Source organism: Fructilactobacillus frigidiflavus, from assembly GCF_044054575.1.
Taxonomy (GTDB): domain Bacteria; phylum Bacillota; class Bacilli; order Lactobacillales; family Lactobacillaceae; genus Fructilactobacillus; species Fructilactobacillus frigidiflavus.
Map to the genome: position 1 here is coordinate 1,581,091 of NZ_CP168716.1, position 14,946 is coordinate 1,596,036.

General features: G+C 36.3%; 17 protein-coding genes. 3 read left to right on the forward strand and 14 right to left on the reverse strand.

Translation table 11 applies throughout. The features are described from left to right. Positions 1-46: 46 nt before the first annotated feature. Together ACEPSS_RS08105 and ACEPSS_RS08110 are read right to left on the reverse strand one after the other, a co-directional pair. Positions 47-343 (reverse strand): UPF0223 family protein, encoded by a 297-nt coding sequence (locus ACEPSS_RS08105; RefSeq protein WP_395319016.1) that lies wholly within the window; start codon positions 341-343, stop codon positions 47-49. Further along, positions 327-1,223, reverse strand: coding sequence for a lactate dehydrogenase (locus tag ACEPSS_RS08110; RefSeq protein ID WP_395319018.1), 897 nt, complete (start codon positions 1,221-1,223; stop codon positions 327-329). Before ACEPSS_RS08110 ends, ACEPSS_RS08105 begins: the two co-directional genes overlap by 17 nt. Positions 1,224-1,424: 201 nt before the next feature. On the opposite strand from ACEPSS_RS08110, the gene def reads away from it, so the two are divergent. Next, positions 1,425-1,985, forward strand: coding sequence for a peptide deformylase (def, locus tag ACEPSS_RS08115; RefSeq protein ID WP_395319020.1), 561 nt, complete (start codon positions 1,425-1,427; stop codon positions 1,983-1,985). A gap of 34 nt (positions 1,986-2,019) precedes the next feature. On the opposite strand, the gene ACEPSS_RS08120 is transcribed toward def, so the two are convergent. Next, positions 2,020-2,481, reverse strand: a complete 462-nt coding sequence (locus ACEPSS_RS08120; protein WP_395319022.1) for a hypothetical protein — start codon at positions 2,479-2,481, stop codon at positions 2,020-2,022. Between the two features lie 177 nt (positions 2,482-2,658). Here ACEPSS_RS08120 and ACEPSS_RS08125 point away from each other — a divergent pair, with 177 nt between their 5' ends. Both ACEPSS_RS08125 and rnjA read left to right on the forward strand, forming a co-directional pair. After that, the gene (locus ACEPSS_RS08125) at positions 2,659-2,874 is read left to right on the forward strand and encodes a DNA-directed RNA polymerase subunit epsilon (protein WP_395319024.1); all 216 of its coding nucleotides are present in this window, start codon (positions 2,659-2,661) and stop codon (positions 2,872-2,874) included. A gap of 2 nt (positions 2,875-2,876) precedes the next feature. Beyond that, a complete protein-coding gene (rnjA, locus tag ACEPSS_RS08130; RefSeq protein ID WP_395319026.1) occupies positions 2,877-4,562 on the forward strand; it encodes a ribonuclease J1 in 1,686 nt (561 codons plus the stop codon). Positions 4,563-4,668: 106 nt separating this feature from the next. On the opposite strand, the gene ACEPSS_RS08135 is transcribed toward rnjA, so the two are convergent. The 11 genes from ACEPSS_RS08135 to ACEPSS_RS08185 all read right to left on the reverse strand — a co-directional run bounded on the left by ACEPSS_RS08135 (position 4,669) and on the right by ACEPSS_RS08185 (position 14,929). After that, complete coding sequence (locus ACEPSS_RS08135) at positions 4,669-5,664, reverse strand: aldo/keto reductase (protein ID WP_395319027.1); 996 nt, start codon at positions 5,662-5,664, stop codon at positions 4,669-4,671. Between the two features lie 13 nt (positions 5,665-5,677). Further along, entirely contained in the window at positions 5,678-6,628 is a 951-nt protein-coding gene (locus ACEPSS_RS08140; RefSeq protein ID WP_395319029.1) for a ribose-phosphate diphosphokinase, read from the reverse strand. A 50-nt stretch (positions 6,629-6,678) separates the two neighbouring features. Continuing rightward, positions 6,679-9,126: an ATP-dependent RecD-like DNA helicase gene (locus tag ACEPSS_RS08145; RefSeq protein ID WP_395320540.1), complete on the reverse strand. Its 2,448-nt coding sequence runs from the start codon at positions 9,124-9,126 to the stop codon at positions 6,679-6,681. Positions 9,127-9,147: 21 nt separating this feature from the next. Then, positions 9,148-9,819: a tetratricopeptide repeat protein gene (locus ACEPSS_RS08150; protein WP_395319031.1), complete on the reverse strand. Its 672-nt coding sequence runs from the start codon at positions 9,817-9,819 to the stop codon at positions 9,148-9,150. Between the two features lie 10 nt (positions 9,820-9,829). Then, positions 9,830-10,486 carry a histidine phosphatase family protein gene (locus tag ACEPSS_RS08155; RefSeq protein ID WP_395319033.1) on the reverse strand — a complete coding sequence of 219 codons (657 nt, stop codon included), beginning with the start codon at positions 10,484-10,486 and terminating at the stop codon, positions 9,830-9,832. Positions 10,487-10,575: 89 nt separating this feature from the next. Then, positions 10,576-11,700, reverse strand: coding sequence for a tRNA 2-thiouridine(34) synthase MnmA (mnmA, locus tag ACEPSS_RS08160; protein WP_395319035.1), 1,125 nt, complete (start codon positions 11,698-11,700; stop codon positions 10,576-10,578). 175 nt (positions 11,701-11,875) lie between these two features. Then, complete coding sequence (locus tag ACEPSS_RS08165) at positions 11,876-12,220, reverse strand: hypothetical protein (protein WP_395319037.1); 345 nt, start codon at positions 12,218-12,220, stop codon at positions 11,876-11,878. Continuing rightward, positions 12,220-13,380: a cysteine desulfurase family protein gene (locus ACEPSS_RS08170; RefSeq protein WP_395319039.1), complete on the reverse strand. Its 1,161-nt coding sequence runs from the start codon at positions 13,378-13,380 to the stop codon at positions 12,220-12,222. The genes ACEPSS_RS08165 and ACEPSS_RS08170 overlap by 1 nt, the downstream gene beginning before the upstream one ends. A gap of 14 nt (positions 13,381-13,394) precedes the next feature. Continuing rightward, the gene (locus tag ACEPSS_RS08175; protein ID WP_395319040.1) at positions 13,395-14,084 is read right to left on the reverse strand and encodes a 5'-methylthioadenosine/adenosylhomocysteine nucleosidase; all 690 of its coding nucleotides are present in this window, start codon (positions 14,082-14,084) and stop codon (positions 13,395-13,397) included. Positions 14,085-14,101: 17 nt separating this feature from the next. Next, a complete protein-coding gene (locus tag ACEPSS_RS08180) occupies positions 14,102-14,374 on the reverse strand; it encodes a hypothetical protein (protein ID WP_395319042.1) in 273 nt (90 codons plus the stop codon). A gap of 9 nt (positions 14,375-14,383) precedes the next feature. Then, positions 14,384-14,929: an NUDIX hydrolase gene (locus tag ACEPSS_RS08185; protein WP_395319044.1), complete on the reverse strand. Its 546-nt coding sequence runs from the start codon at positions 14,927-14,929 to the stop codon at positions 14,384-14,386. Positions 14,930-14,946 lie beyond the last annotated feature (17 nt).

Genomic DNA, 14,946 nt, shown 5'->3' on the forward strand with positions numbered 1-14,946 from the left:
TCATCGCTGTTAAAACTATATCTCAGTATACTACAAAAGCCATTCATTAGTCAATTTGTTTAATGTTTTTTACATTAGGATGCGTTTGAGCATTCTTTAAAACTTGATAAATATCTAATCCTGAATCTTTTTCAAAGTCCCGACGTAACTGATTTTGTTCGGTTCGAGCTGGGTTAATTTCCTGGAATCGGGCGTAACTATCCAGTAATTTTTGCCGGTTGACTCCATGTTCATCATAAGCCCGTTCAACATTCCGAAAAAATTCAGTAACGTCAATTAATTCCTGCATTGACCAATCTTCAACAATTGGATACGCATAATTTTGATCAGTTTTTTTTGCCATTTTTCTTACCCTTTTTTATTTTTTCAATAATATCCATTGACCATTGCCCATCATGAATCAATTCATCTAGTTCATTATCCGCTAACTGAAGGTTAATTGAACGAAAAACGCCGTATTGATTGACTAATTTGGGTCCCAAACTCAAACTCAATTTATCATTTTCCTTCTTTAAACTAATCACAGAACAAATTAAGGAATTTTCACCATATAAACAAGTTAGTAAACGGATAATTGCCTTATTTTGAATGATGGCGTTCGAGACAATTGCCTGATTGCCAATCTCTTCACTTAGCTCACTAATGATTTTATCATCATAATTCTGATTTTCATCAGCAATATATGAAAGTAACGTTGAAGGTCCAATATAAACCCGACTCCACGCCACTAAATTGTGGGTATTTAAACCCAAAGTATTAACGTTAATGTCATCTCCACTAACCTTAAATTCTCGAACCAATGCTTCCCGTAAAATAATTTCTTGTGGGAGTGTTCCCAATCCAATAATATTTTTAACATCTAATCCAGAAAAATATGCCGCAAAGTAAACAAAAACTTCATCATGCGGGCAATCAATCATAATTTTACCGTTAAATCCACGGCTAATAATGTCATTGATTATCATTCTAAATTCCATTAATGGTTCTCGAATATTTTCAGCAACGGTGGTTGCATCAATAATTTCTGGATGATAAAATTCATCGTTAGGCAAGTAGATTAAGCCATCAATTTTATCTAATTTAAGATTGGGTTCAATAAATTCAATCCGAAAATTATGACACATTTCAACCGCTAAAATTTCTGCGGAATAAACCTCTGGATCGGTTAATAAGACGATTACCGGTATATCTTGAACTAGCATTGCGTTCAATAGTTTAGACACCCGACTCTGATCACCTTTAATAATTATTTTAGATTTTAAAATGGTAACACCCCTTAAAGATATAAATTATATATGTTATTATAAAATAACATTTGTTTAAGAAAATGTAAATTTTTTCTTAATCAATTTCCTTACTTACCAAAAATACGAAATTACCATATAATTAAATAGTATTAATTTAAAACGAATGGAGGTAGTCTTTTGTATTTAATGAAAGATATCACTAGAGATGGAAATCCTGTTTTAAGAAAACAAGCTGAAAAAGTACAATTTCCCCTAAGTGACGAAGATCGAAAGCTTGGCGAAAAGATGATGGAATACCTTGAGGTTAGTCAAGATCCTGAATTATGTAAAAAATATTGTTTGCGAGCTGGAGTTGGTTTAGCTGCTCCTCAAGTTGGTGTTTCAAAATTAATGGCGGCCGTGTTAACGCCTCCTGAAGGTGAAGACGAAAAATCTCCCTTTAAGGCCATTATGGTTAACCCAGTTATTGTTTCAAACTCAGTGCAACAAGCCGCATTAACGGTTGGTGAGGGTTGTTTATCAGTTGACCGTGATATTGAAGGGTACGTTCCCCGTTCTGATCGAGTAACCGTTCGCTACCAAGATTTAGATGGTAAAGAACACGAAGTTCGTTTGAAACACTATCCTGCCATTATTGCACAACATGAAATTGATCACCTCCACGGAACATTATTTTATGACCATATCGATAAAGAAAATCCATTCAGTCGTTCCATGGATGAAATTTTTATTGATTAATTTAAAAGGAAGGCCTGCCAATTTAGCAGGTCTTTTATTTTTGATCAATTTTTTTAATATCATCGACATATTCTTCAGTTGCATCATTTTGTTCATCTGCTACATCAAACGTTAATAAACCGTTATTCAACCAACAATCTGTAATAATCAGTTTATGCGTGGTGTGGTTAATTGTCTGACTTTGTTTGGCCAATGAACCTTCTAAGATAAATCTAAGCTTCAGTAATTCTAGTTCAGTTTGAATCTGATATTTGTACTCATACACCATGACGCCTCTTCCCCAGACATCTGTTAAAACGGTTGAAGAAACAAATTGTGAAAAAGTAATCGTGGGATTTTGGACTTGGACCTCCCCAATCATTTTAAAAACTGCTGCATCAACGTGATTTTTATTAATGGTTTGATAGTCTCTTTCTGGCTTAATTACAAAAAAATGATGCAAAATCACGTAAATTACTAACGCAACTACGACACCAATTATTATTTCAAAAATCATTTTTCATTACCCCACTCGTCAATTCATAATTTAGGTTAATCTTACCATGTAAGCTAACTATCGTCGAAGTTATGTATTATATACTTACATTTTAGATTATGGTAAAATCAACATAGTAGTCGAATTATTCGGCATTAAGATCGACAATTTAAAAAGAAATAAAAAGGAGTAATTATTATGATCTACAAAGTTTTATATCAACCAAATCCTCAAGAAAATCCCAAACGAGAATCAACTAAAGCACTTTATTTAAATGCTAAGACTGAAGCTGAAGTGAGAGATTTAATTAGCGATAACACAAAGTATACCGTTGAATATATCCAACCACTTGAAGGTAAACACTTAGAATTTGAACAAAAGGAACCAGATTTCAAAATTACGGAGTTTAAATAAAAATGAATAAACTAAACGTCAAAAATAATGAAACTGCTATCTACGGCGTTGGTGGACTTGGTGAAATTGGTAAAAATACTTATGGTGTTCAATTTCAAGACGAAATTGTCTTAATTGATGCCGGGATTAAATTCCCCGAAGATGGTCAATTAGGAATTGACTATGTGATTCCTGACTACCAATTTTTAGTGGAAAATCAAAGTAAAATTAAAGCCTTGGTTATCACTCATGGTCACGAAGACCATATTGGTGGAATTCCCTTCATTTTACAAGCAATCAACGTACCCGTTTATGCCGGTCCTCTAGCACTCGCTATGATTAAAGGTAAACTTGAAGAACATGGCATGCTCAAGTCTACTGAACTACACGAAATTAACGAAGATACGGTCCTTAAATTTAAGAAAACTAGTGTTTCTTTCTTTAGAACTACCCATTCAATTCCAGATGCCTTAGGAGTTGCCGTTCATACTCCAGATGGTGTAATCGTTGAAACTGGAGATTATAAGTTTGATTTAACTCCAGTTACGAACACTCCCCCTGATTTACAAGCAATGGCAAAATTAGGTGAAGAAGGCGTGCTTTGTCTCATGGCTGATAGTACCAATGCTGAAAAACCAGTTTGGACTAAATCAGAACGTTACGTTAGTGACTCAGTCCGTAAGATTTTCTTACGGGTCCATGGTAGAATCATTTTTGCCACTTTCGCTTCTAACCTTTCTCGAGTAATGACGGCCATTGATGCAGCTTACAAAAATGGCCGTAAAATTGCCGTCTTTGGTCGAAGTATGGAAGCTGCCGTGGTTAACGGTCGTGCCTTAGGCTACATTAAAGTTCCTGACAGTGCTTTTGTGGATCCATCAGAGCTCAAATCATTGCCTGCTGATAAAGTGATGATTTTATGTACTGGTTCTCAAGGAGAACAAATGGCCGCCTTATCAAGAATTGCCAATGGAACTCATCGTCAGATTTCAATTGAACCTGGTGATACAGTGGTTCTTTCAAGTAATCCAATTCCCGGGAACGTTTTAAGCGTTAACCGAGTTTTAAATGAACTTGAAGAAGCTGGGGCCCACGTTATTAAAGGATATGAAAATAAAATTCATACTTCTGGGCACGGTGGTCAAGAAGAAGAAAAATTGATGATTCGTTTAATGAAACCTAAATTTTTCGTACCAATTCATGGTGAATACCGGATGCAAAAAATTCACATTGGTCTTGCAGAACAATGTGGAATTCCCGCTGACCATTGCTTTATTCTTAAAAATGGTGATGTCCTTGCCCTTACTAAAGATTCTGCTCGCTTAGCTGGTAGTTTTGCAGCTGGTGATGTCTTTATTGATGGTAACGGGGTTGATAGCGTCAACAAAAACGTTATCAAAGACCGTCAACTTCTATCTGAAGAAGGATTAGTTGTAGTAGTTGCAACGATTAACCTTAAAGATAAAGAAATTCAATCTGGTCCTGATCTTCTTTCACGAGGATTCGTTTACATGCGTGAATCAGGTGAATTATTAGACCAAGGCCGTAAGTTAGTTTTCAAAACTATCAGACGAGCTATGGATAATAAAAACGCTGATGAAAAATCAATCAAAAAGGCCATTGTTAATGAGCTTTCAAACTTCTTATTTGAAAAAACTGAAAGACGTCCATTAATTTTGCCAATGTTAATTATGAATGAGCTTGACTAAAAGTTTTAATTAAAAAATGATCGATACCAATTTTCCGTGGTATCGGTCATTTTTTCTTGGAATAAAAAAATCCCACCAAAAATGACGAGATTTCATAATCTTAAATTTATTTTTCTTTAACAATTTTATCAATTGCTTCAAGTTCATCAGTTGTAAAGTCTAAGTTGTCTAAAGCTTTTAAGTTATCATCTAAATGGCTAACTTTTGAAGCTCCAGTTACCACACTAACCACCGTTGGATCATGTAATAACCAAGCTAATGACATTTGTGCCAAAGTTTGGTCACGATTCTTAGCTAAATCATTAAGTTTATTTAACTTTGCAATTGCTTTATCTTGACCGTTTTCTAAGATGAAGTTATTTGTCCAGTGAAGATGAATATCTTCAGGAATACCACCAAGATATTTATTAGTTAATAACCCTTCTGCTAAAGGACCATAGGCTACAAAGCCATCATGATTATCAGCAAGGGTCTTTAAAGTCCCATCATTAGCTGGTTCGCGGTTTAACATATTGTAAGAACTTTGGTTAACCACAAATGGAGTATGTAACTCTTTGAAAAGTTTAATCATCTTTTCCGTTTGGGGACCGTCATAATTTGAGATTCCAATGTAAAGTGCTTTTCCTTGGCGAACTAATAAATCTAAAGCTTCAGCAGTTTCTTCTAAACGAGTATTAGGATCAAAACGATGTGAATAATAAATATCAACATAGTCTAATCCCATTCTTTCAAGACTTTGATCAAGCGCAGCGGTTAAAGTTTTCTTTGATGAAAAGTTACCATAAACCCCGGGCCACATATGGAAACCGGCTTTAGTTGTGATAATTAATTCATCCCGATAAGGCTTTAAGTCTTGTTGGTAAACTTGACCAAACATTCTTTCAGCAGCTCCAGAACCGGGACCATAATTGTTAGCCAAATCAAAACTAAAGATTCCACGATCAAAGGCTGCTAACATAATTTTTTGGCTGTCTTTAAAATTAGCATCATCACCAAAACTATGCCAAGTTCCAAAAGAAAGGGCCGGTAATTGTAAACCACTGTTCCCTGCTCTTCTTACTTTCATATTGTCGTAACGATTGTCACTTGCTTTAAAAACCATTTTCTATCCTCCGTTAAAATAAAACGTGCGTAGATTTATCTTCTTGAATTAATTTAAGGGCTTCCCCAATTAATTCTCCAACCGATAAAACCGTCAACTTATCTAATTTAAACTTATCTGGAATTACAATTGAATCAGTGACAATTACACGTTCAAGATTATCATCACTTAAGTTTTCTAATGCAGAAGTAGAAAAAACTGGATGCGTAATTGAGGCATAAACCTTTTTGGCTCCTGCATTTTTTAAAACATCTGCTGAAACTTTCATTTTACGACCAGTTACAATCATATCGTCAATGATAATGGCATTCTTGCCTTTCACATCGCCAATAATGGTTTCTGGAACATAGGTCTTTGATTCTGGATCACGATTATCAACGATTGCTAACGGTAAATCTAACCGGTCAGCAATGTTACGAGCTCTAGCTACCCCATTATGGTCAGGCGCAACCACAACGGCATTATCATCAAGCTGTTCTTCGTGCAAATACTCACTCATTAAACGATCAGTACGTAAATGGTCAAGTGGAATATCAAAGAACCCTTGGATTTGAGCAGCATGTAAATCGAGCGCGATTACTCGATCAGCAGCACTATTTTGTAAGAATGAAGCAATTAGCTTAGCTGTAATTGGGGCACGTGCTTCTGTTTTTTTCGTTGATGTTGAGTAACCATAATAAGGAATAACAACGTTAATTGTATGAGAACTAGTCCGACGAACTGCATCAATCATAATCAATAATTCCATCAAGTTATCATTTGCTGGATTGGTAATTGATTGAATGATATAGACATCATCACCACGAATACTCTCATCGATTGAAATTTTAATTTCACCATCACTAAATTGATTAATGGTGGACTTTCCTAGTGGCATTCCGCTAGCCGCAGAAATTTTTTCTGCTAAAGGCTTATTGGAATTTAATGCAAAAATAATTGGTTTATGTTTCGTATTACTAGACAATTTAAAATCCCCTCACTGCTAAGTTTTCTACTAGTCTTATTATAATCAATTTACTCTGATTTTTCATCCATGAAATCATTCGGTTTGATTCCATCCATTCCAATCATTGGATCAATTTGATTGGAAAAAATGTTTGTTTCGGTCAAAATGTATTCGACTGGAGCTGAATCAATTTGCGTTGCTTTTGAAACTGGTTCAGTTGCTGCTGACTTCACCGATTTTTTAGGGGTAGTTTTATGGCCAAAAACGTTTTCTAACCGTTCTCGTAGCGACGTTTTCCGATTACTTGAAATATGTGCAATCGACTCAGCAAATGAATTCGGATCTCCCACCATAATTAGCTTTTGGGAAGCACGGGTAACCGCCGTGTACAAAAGATTACGTTCTAACATCCGGCGGTACTGTGGCACAATTGGTAAAATTACCATTTTGAATTCGCTTCCTTGGGCCTTATGAATTGACGTACAATAAGCTAACGTTAATTGATTCCAGTCTTTTCGGGTATAAGAAACTTCAGTTTGATCAAACGCAATGATTAATTTATCCAAATACTTTTTCTGGTCTTTATTGATGTCAATTCCAACTACTTTACCAATATCACCATTAAAAACATTATCCTCTGGAGCATTAACTAGTTGCAGAACTTTATCGCCAATTCGATATTTAAGGTTTTGATACTCAACTTCTTTTTGTTGTTTTCCCTTAGACGGATTCATAATCGATTGAACATCATTATTTAAACGATCAATTCCAACTTCCCCACGATACATGGGAGCTAAAACTTGAACGTCAGTTGCCTTAAACTGCTTTTGCTTAGCTTTTGCCACAATTTGGTCAATCACCTTAACCACTTGATTGGGGTGACATTGAATAAAACTTCGATCAGTTTCTTTTTCTAGCAAGGTTTGCGGAACTTCACCATTTTTAATTTCATGAGCTAATTGAATAATGGTTGACCCATCCCCTTGTCGATGAATTTGATTCAATTCAATCTTAGGGATAATTTCCGAACGAATTAAGTCATAAAAAACCTGTCCGGGACCAACTGAGGGAAGTTGGTCTTTATCCCCAACCAGAATCACCTTCATCCCCGTAGGAATTGCTTTCATTAATTTAGTGAATAATTCGGTATCAACCATCGACATTTCGTCAATAATTAGCAATTGCCCGTCAATATCATTACCGGCTTCTTCGTCGTTTCCGTTCAGTCCTAGCAAACGATGGATGGTTGAAGCCGGAATTCCGGTTGATTCACTCATTTTTTTAGCAGCTCGACCAGTTGGCGCCGCTAAGAGCACTGGAAAAGACTCATCTTTGTATTTGTTAACATCTAAAGATAGTTGATTAACTTTGGCAAATGATTGAACGATTCCATTAATAATCGTGGTTTTCCCAGTTCCGGGTCCACCAGTTAAAATAAAGATTTGATTCTTTAAGGCAGCATTAATCGCTGAAATTTGTGAATCATCATATTTAATTCCCGCTTCGCTTTCAACCTCGTGAATGGTAGGCGAATAATCTTTTTTAGACGTTTTGGAATCATCCATAATTCGCTTAGCATTTTCTGCAATTTTCCACTCGTCATCATAAAGATATTTGAGATAGATTTTTTCGTCATCAACTTCAATTTTATGATCTTTAACTAGTTCTTTGAGCTCTTGCGCTAATTTTTGATTATCGATTTGTTGTTGGGGGTCAGTATCTAAAACTTCAAAACTCGCATTAATTAATTCTTTAGTGTTTGAATAAGTATTTCCGTTTCTAATCGAAAGTTGAGTTAAGGTAGTTAACAATCCCGCTCGTAACCGACCAGCTGAGTTATATTCAACTCCAACTTTATTAGCAATTTGATCAGCTCGTTTGAAACTAATATTCTTAATGTCTTCTACTAGTTGATAGGGATTTTCTTGAATAACTTCGAGGGCTTTTTCCCGATATTGTTTAAAAACAGCCGCTGCTAAGGTACTTCCAAAGCCGTAGCCGTTTAAACCAACGATCACTTGTTCTGCCCCATTATTATTTCGTAGTCCATCAACAATGACCTGGTTTTGTTTTGGCTTTAAGCCAACTTTTTTTATAACTGACGGATCAGAAAGGATTTTTTCAATTAGGTCTCCACCTAAAGTTTTTACTACTTTTTCCGCCGTCTTTTGCCCAATTCCCGGGAAATCATCACTAGCAAGGTATTTGATTAGTCCTGCTGGAGAAGTTTGATTAGCCCGTTCATAATTGTCGGTTTGAAACTGTTTTCCATAACGTGGATGCTCGACTAATTTTCCGACAAACCGATAAGAGGTCTCCTCCGCAATATCAGCAAAATTACCCGTAACAACAATTTCATCTTCATGCCAATCCGTATTGGTTTTTTCGACTTTTACTAGTAACACTTTATAAAAACTATCGGCACCCTCAAAAAAAGTGGTAATTACTTTTCCCATGATGAATGGTTTTTCCGCCTGATGATGATTATTTAATTGTGGTTCGTCAAACAGATTCATTGATGTTGCCAATTTAAGCTCCTATTTATCTTGTTTTTCTTTCCGGATTTGAATAAATTTTTCAATATCACGTAATTTGCCTTGTTCTTTATCAAAGTAGGCTTTGTCATATTTTTCTGCTGCTTTAAAATATGCTGCAAATGGTTCGCCTAAAACCATGGCAATTAATCCCTGGTTAAAGTTGGCTTCGCCATTCTGTGGATCACTTTTTAAAACTTGATCATAATATCCCTTAGCCTGTTTAAAATCGCCTAATGCCACTAAAGATTGTCCAATCAATAAATTAATTGACGGATCTTGTTTAGCAGTTGTTTGCGCAGTTAACAGAAAAACTAACGCTTTTTTATAATTTTTTTGGCCCATATAACTCTGTGCTAACATTATATACGCATCAGACTGTAGATTTTTATCCGTTACTTGCTGAAATTGTTGAATAGCTTTTTCAAATTCACCCGCTGCATAGTAAACGTTTCCCAAGCCATAGGTTAAAATATTCTTGGCTTTTTTACTTTGATCCGCAAATAAACCCAAAGCTTTCATCAATAATTCTTCAGCTTGCGTATAACTTTTTAATTGGATCAAAAAAACGCTTAAATCATAGTATGTTCGATAATCATGAGGATGATCATCAATATCTTTTACTAACTTATGTAGCGTTGCTTCAGCTTGTTTTTGTTTTTCATCATTATTCATAATTAGCCTCTTAAACTAAATCTGATTTATCTAATTTATGCTTTAAATATCCGGTTTCATTCCACTGTTTCATCGTGAAAGTTTTCCCAGCATCATGCGTTTCAATAATCGTAGTGCTAGTGTTAGCTAACCCACCCCGTTTTCGCAAATCTTTCAAGGGCACGCCGATTAAGTCATTAATTAAAGCATTCAAAGCTGCTCCATGACTGACAAATAAAATATTATCCTCATCATTAAAATTTTGCGCTACTTCCATTACCTTACTTCTCATTCGTTTAATTAATTCTGGAAAAGTCTCTCCCCCAATTTCACTGGGATCATAAAGGTCAGGGTGATTTCTAAAGTTATCAAAAGTTTCTGGAAATTGTTTCTGGGCTTCCGTAAACTTCATACCTTCCATTTTACCTAGTTTAAATTCTTCTAAGCGATTGTCCAATGATAAAGGGACATTCTCATTCAGCTCAGCTTTAATGTGTTCTGCCGTAATTCTCGTCCGTTTAATTGGACTGGCATAAATATGTTTAAAGTTAACTGATTTAAGGTATTTTCCAACTAAAGTCATTTCAGTATAACTTTGTGGTAATAACGGAGAGTCACCCCCAGCACCTTGGTAACGACTTTCGAGGTTCCATTCAGTTTTTCCATGTCTAACGAAGTATAATTTCATGATTTCCATCCTAAATATTAATCTACTGCTATTATGCCAGTTTATTCGTTGATAATCAAAAAAGCTCGACTGGAAAGTCGGGCTTTTGCTTATACATATTGTAATTCTTTTTGATCTTTAAAAGCAGCGTCAATCGTAGCGTAGCCAAGACATTCATCACCATCATAAAACACCACGGCTTGTCCTGGAGTGACTGCTCGAGCTGGGTCGTCAAATTCAACTTTGACTTGTTTTCCGTCATCTGATAAATGAACCGTAACCGGCACATCCGTTTGGCGATAGCGGAACTTAGCGGTACAACGGAAATCGTTACCACGATCATTACCATCGACCCAAGAAACATCAGAAGCAGTTAGGTAATCGGCGTAAAGATATGGATTTTCGTAACCTTTTCCCACATATAAGATGTTTTTAGAAAGGTCTTTTCCAATCACAAACCAGGGACGATTATCTTGCCCGTCTCCACCAATTCCAAGTCCTTTTCGTTGTCCAATTGTATAATACATCAAACCAACGTGTTCGCCTTTTACCTCGCCGTCCATTGTCATCATTTTACCTGACTTGGCCGGAATGTAGTTACTAAGGAATTGATTAAAGTTATTAGGCCCAATGAAACAAACTCCCATTGAATCCTTTTTATCAGCTACATAAAGATTAGCTTCATGAGCAATTTCGCGAACTTCTGGCTTTGTCATGCCACCAATTGGAAACATAACGCGATCAAGTTGTTCTGACGATAATTGACTTAAGAAATAAGTTTGATCTTTATTTAAATCAGTGGAACGAAGCAAATGGTTTTTTCCATTCTCATCGCGTTTTAATTGAGCATAATGTCCCATGGCAATATAATCAGCGCCAAGGTCCATTGCATAGTCTAAAAAGGCTTTATATTTAACTTCAGTATTACATAAAACATCCGGATTAGGTGTTCGGCCCCGCCGATATTCATCAAGGAAGTACGTAAAGACCCGGTCATAATATTCTTTTTCAAAGTTCACCGAATAGTACGGAATCCCAATTTGATTAGCTACGTGAGCCACATCCTTGAAGTCTTCAGTTGCGGTACAGACACCATTATCATCAGTGTCATCCCAGTTCTTCATGAAGACCCCGATTACATCGTATCCTTGCTTCTTGAGTAGGTAGGCAGCCACTGAAGAATCTACTCCTCCACTCATTCCAACCACGACACGAGTCTTACTATTATCTTTCATAAAATCACCATCATTCTTATAGATTCAGAAATCCACGATTTGAAGGTCGTAATTCCAGTAATATCTATCATACGATATAGCACACCCGGCTTGCAAGTGATTGTAATTTAATTAGTTAAGATTTACTTTATCCAACAAAAAAAGACTGAAAAATAAAATTTTCAGTCTCAGATGCTTATTTTTTAATAAATACTTTTCTTAAGATGAAATTATTCATCACAAAATCAAATTGTTCTCGTTCACTTGCAAACTTATCAGTTGAAAAAATATCAACTGCTTTCAATTCGGAACCGTCAACAATCGCCATTTTAAAAGTGGTTAAATCCTGATTAATCATTACTTTTAATTTAATGGATTTTTTTAAATAAGGTGAATTAGGATCCAATGAAAGCTTCGTTTCAAAATTACCATTGCGGGTTTTGGTAAAACCTAAGTCACTTAAAGTAAACAATTTTAGTTCAGGACTAACTTGATAATGATGACTATCACCTTTTAACTGAACCTCTTTTGTAAATGCCATTATTTACCTCTTCTCTTATTTAAGCGTGCTACAATCTTTGCGGTCGTTTCAATAAAACCATTCACGTCATCCTCAGTAGTATAGCGACCAAAACTAACCCGAATTGATTCACTAATTCTCGGATTACCTTTGCCATACATCGCAATTAAAACATGAGAAGGTTCTAAATTACCTGCGGTACAGGCGGAACCGCCCGAAACAGCATAGCCATCCAAATCAAGATTGTTTTGCATGACATACGTTGAAATTCCTTTAATCCACAAGTTTAAAACGTGAGGAGAACTATTGGTTGCTAAAGTCCCATTCACCGCAAAATCGATGTGATGCGCTTTAAAGCCATCCACGATTTGTTGTTTAAATCCCCGAAAACGTGCTTCTCGCTTGTCTTTTTCATTGGGGGTTAAAGTCTTAACAGCCGCTGCAAAACCGGCAATTCCGGGAACATTTTCCGTTCCCGCACGCCGTTTTTCTTCTTGATCGCCACCTAAAACAAAGCTCGTAAATTTCAATCCATCTCGGCGATATAAAAATCCCATCATTTTAGGACCATTAATTTTATGAGCTGAGGTTGACAATAAATCAATGTGATCACGTTTCACATCAATATCAGTTAAACCATAGGCTTGAACCGCATCCGTGTGAAACCAGGCTTGATGATCTTTCAATAATTCACCAATCTCATGAATGGGCATCATACTACCCACTTCATTGTTAACCGACATGATTGAAACTAAAATTGTCTCATCATCCAAGGCAGCTTTTAAATCAGCCATCGAAATTTGTCCATTTTCGTTGACTGGTAAATAAGTAATACGAAAGCCGTGTTGTTCCAAATAATGCATTGGCTTTAAAATGGCTTCGTGTTCAATGGCAGTAGTAATAATATGATTTCCCAAAGCCTTTCTCGCTTCAGCAGTTTTAATCACCGCCGTATTATCACTTTCGCTGCCTCCAGAGGTAAACACAATTTCGTCATCATCAGCATTAATACTTTGTGCAATCACATGGCGACTATCTTCTAAGACGGCCTTAGACTGACGACCCAAACCATAAAGGGTTGAGGCATTGCCGAATAAATGTTTATATTTATCAGTTAATTCAGTCAAAACTTCATCGGAAATGGGTGTGGTTGCCGCATTATCTAAATAAACTTCACTCATAGTTAACCTTCTTTTTATTTTGCAAATAAATTCAAGAGCATTTGGGCTGAGCGGTGTCCTGCTTGAACTAGAAATTCTGAGAAGCTTTGATTAGCTTCTTCATCACCATTATCTGACATCGCCCGTACTACTACATAGGGAATTTTGAATTGGTGAGCCACTTGACCAACGGCGGCACCTTCCATTTCGCCTGCTAATACATCTGGGAAATGCTTTTTGATTTCGTCAATCATTGCTTTGCCAGCAATAAATTGATCACCAGTAACAATCAAACCATAATGCACGTTTAAGCCACTATCAGTTGAAGCAGCTCCAATTTTTTTACCCCATTCAGGATCAGCTTTAAAGCGAGCTGGCTGTCCAGGTAATTGACCCCAAACTTCGCCGTCCGCCGTACAGTTAACGTCATGGTAAGCAGTTTCCGTAGCAATTACAATGTCACCGACCTTTAACCCTTTACCAAGTCCAGCAGCGGAACCGGAATGAATCATTACGTCGATGTCAAAGTTAGTTAACAAAAGGGCTGCGGTAATCCCTGCTTCCACTTTTCCGATTCCTGATTTAACTAACACTACCTTTTTTCCATTAATGGTTCCCTTATAAAAAGGAAGGGTTCCAATCATAATTTCTTCTTCATTTTCAAGGGCATCTTTAAGTTCTTTGATTTCCTCGTCCATCGCACAGATAATTCCAAATGTTTTCAATCTTCTACTCCTTTTTACTAACCCACAAAACGCATAATCAGCAATACTAAAATCAATAATCCAGCTAAAATCCCAATCGCAATATTCAAACGGCGACCAAGTCGCTTTTGTTTAAATTCGGCCGTATCTCTTTCAGAACGGGTTCCCACACTAGGTTCTCCCGTAAGGTCTTGATCCAATTCATCTTTAAAATGATTTAGTTCCGTTCCGCCAAAATGATGTTGTTTGGTTTGTTTTTTAAATTGGGATCTCGTTAATCTTTCATTTTGTTGATCATTTTCTTCATTCATCACATTAACCTACTTTTGCATCAGTTCCCAATACTGAATTGCCATAATCGTTTTTCCATCGACAATTTTACCATCATCCATTAATTTTTTGGCTTCTGGTAAAGTATACTCAACTAATTCCAAAAATTCACCGTCATCACGAGGAAGTTCTTTTTCAACTGGGACTAAATCGGTGGCCAAATATAAGTACATATATTCATCAGCAAAACCTGCTGATGTGTAAAAAGAATATAACTCGCGAATTGTTTTAGCATCATACCGAATTTCTTCGTTTAGTTCTCGTTGCACAGCATGCATTTCATTTCCTTTATCCCGATCGTCTAACTTACCGGCAGGAATCTCAAGCAAAACGGCTTTGGCCGGTTCACGCCACTGTTTTTCTAAAATAATTTTATGATCGTCAGTAATTACTAACATCGCAACTGCTTCAGCATGGTGAACCACATCCCGATGAGCGGTTTTTCCATTTGCTAAACGGACTGTTTCCTGTTCTACGCGGATAATTTCACCATCATACTTTAAATCACTTTTAATTTCAGTTTCTTTTAAGTCCATGATTTTCCTCCGTGCCT

Coding starts and splice junctions, on each gene's coding strand:
- ACEPSS_RS08105 (WP_395319016.1), bottom strand. CDS start 343: ATGGCAAAAAAAACTGATCAAAATTATGCGTATCCAATTGTTGAAGAT.
- ACEPSS_RS08120 (WP_395319022.1), bottom strand. CDS start 2,481: ATGATTTTTGAAATAATAATTGGTGTCGTAGTTGCGTTAGTAATTTAC.
- ACEPSS_RS08125 (WP_395319024.1), top strand. CDS start 2,659: ATGATCTACAAAGTTTTATATCAACCAAATCCTCAAGAAAATCCCAAA.
- rnjA (WP_395319026.1), top strand. CDS start 2,877: ATGAATAAACTAAACGTCAAAAATAATGAAACTGCTATCTACGGCGTT.
- ACEPSS_RS08135 (WP_395319027.1), bottom strand. CDS start 5,664: ATGGTTTTTAAAGCAAGTGACAATCGTTACGACAATATGAAAGTAAGA.
- ACEPSS_RS08145 (WP_395320540.1), bottom strand. CDS start 9,126: ATGAATCTGTTTGACGAACCACAATTAAATAATCATCATCAGGCGGAA.
- ACEPSS_RS08150 (WP_395319031.1), bottom strand. CDS start 9,819: ATGAATAATGATGAAAAACAAAAACAAGCTGAAGCAACGCTACATAAG.
- ACEPSS_RS08155 (WP_395319033.1), bottom strand. CDS start 10,486: ATGAAATTATACTTCGTTAGACATGGAAAAACTGAATGGAACCTCGAA.
- mnmA (WP_395319035.1), bottom strand. CDS start 11,700: ATGAAAGATAATAGTAAGACTCGTGTCGTGGTTGGAATGAGTGGAGGA.
- ACEPSS_RS08165 (WP_395319037.1), bottom strand. CDS start 12,220: ATGGCATTTACAAAAGAGGTTCAGTTAAAAGGTGATAGTCATCATTAT.
- ACEPSS_RS08170 (WP_395319039.1), bottom strand. CDS start 13,380: ATGAGTGAAGTTTATTTAGATAATGCGGCAACCACACCCATTTCCGAT.
- ACEPSS_RS08180 (WP_395319042.1), bottom strand. CDS start 14,374: ATGAATGAAGAAAATGATCAACAAAATGAAAGATTAACGAGATCCCAA.
- ACEPSS_RS08185 (WP_395319044.1), bottom strand. CDS start 14,929: ATGGACTTAAAAGAAACTGAAATTAAAAGTGATTTAAAGTATGATGGT.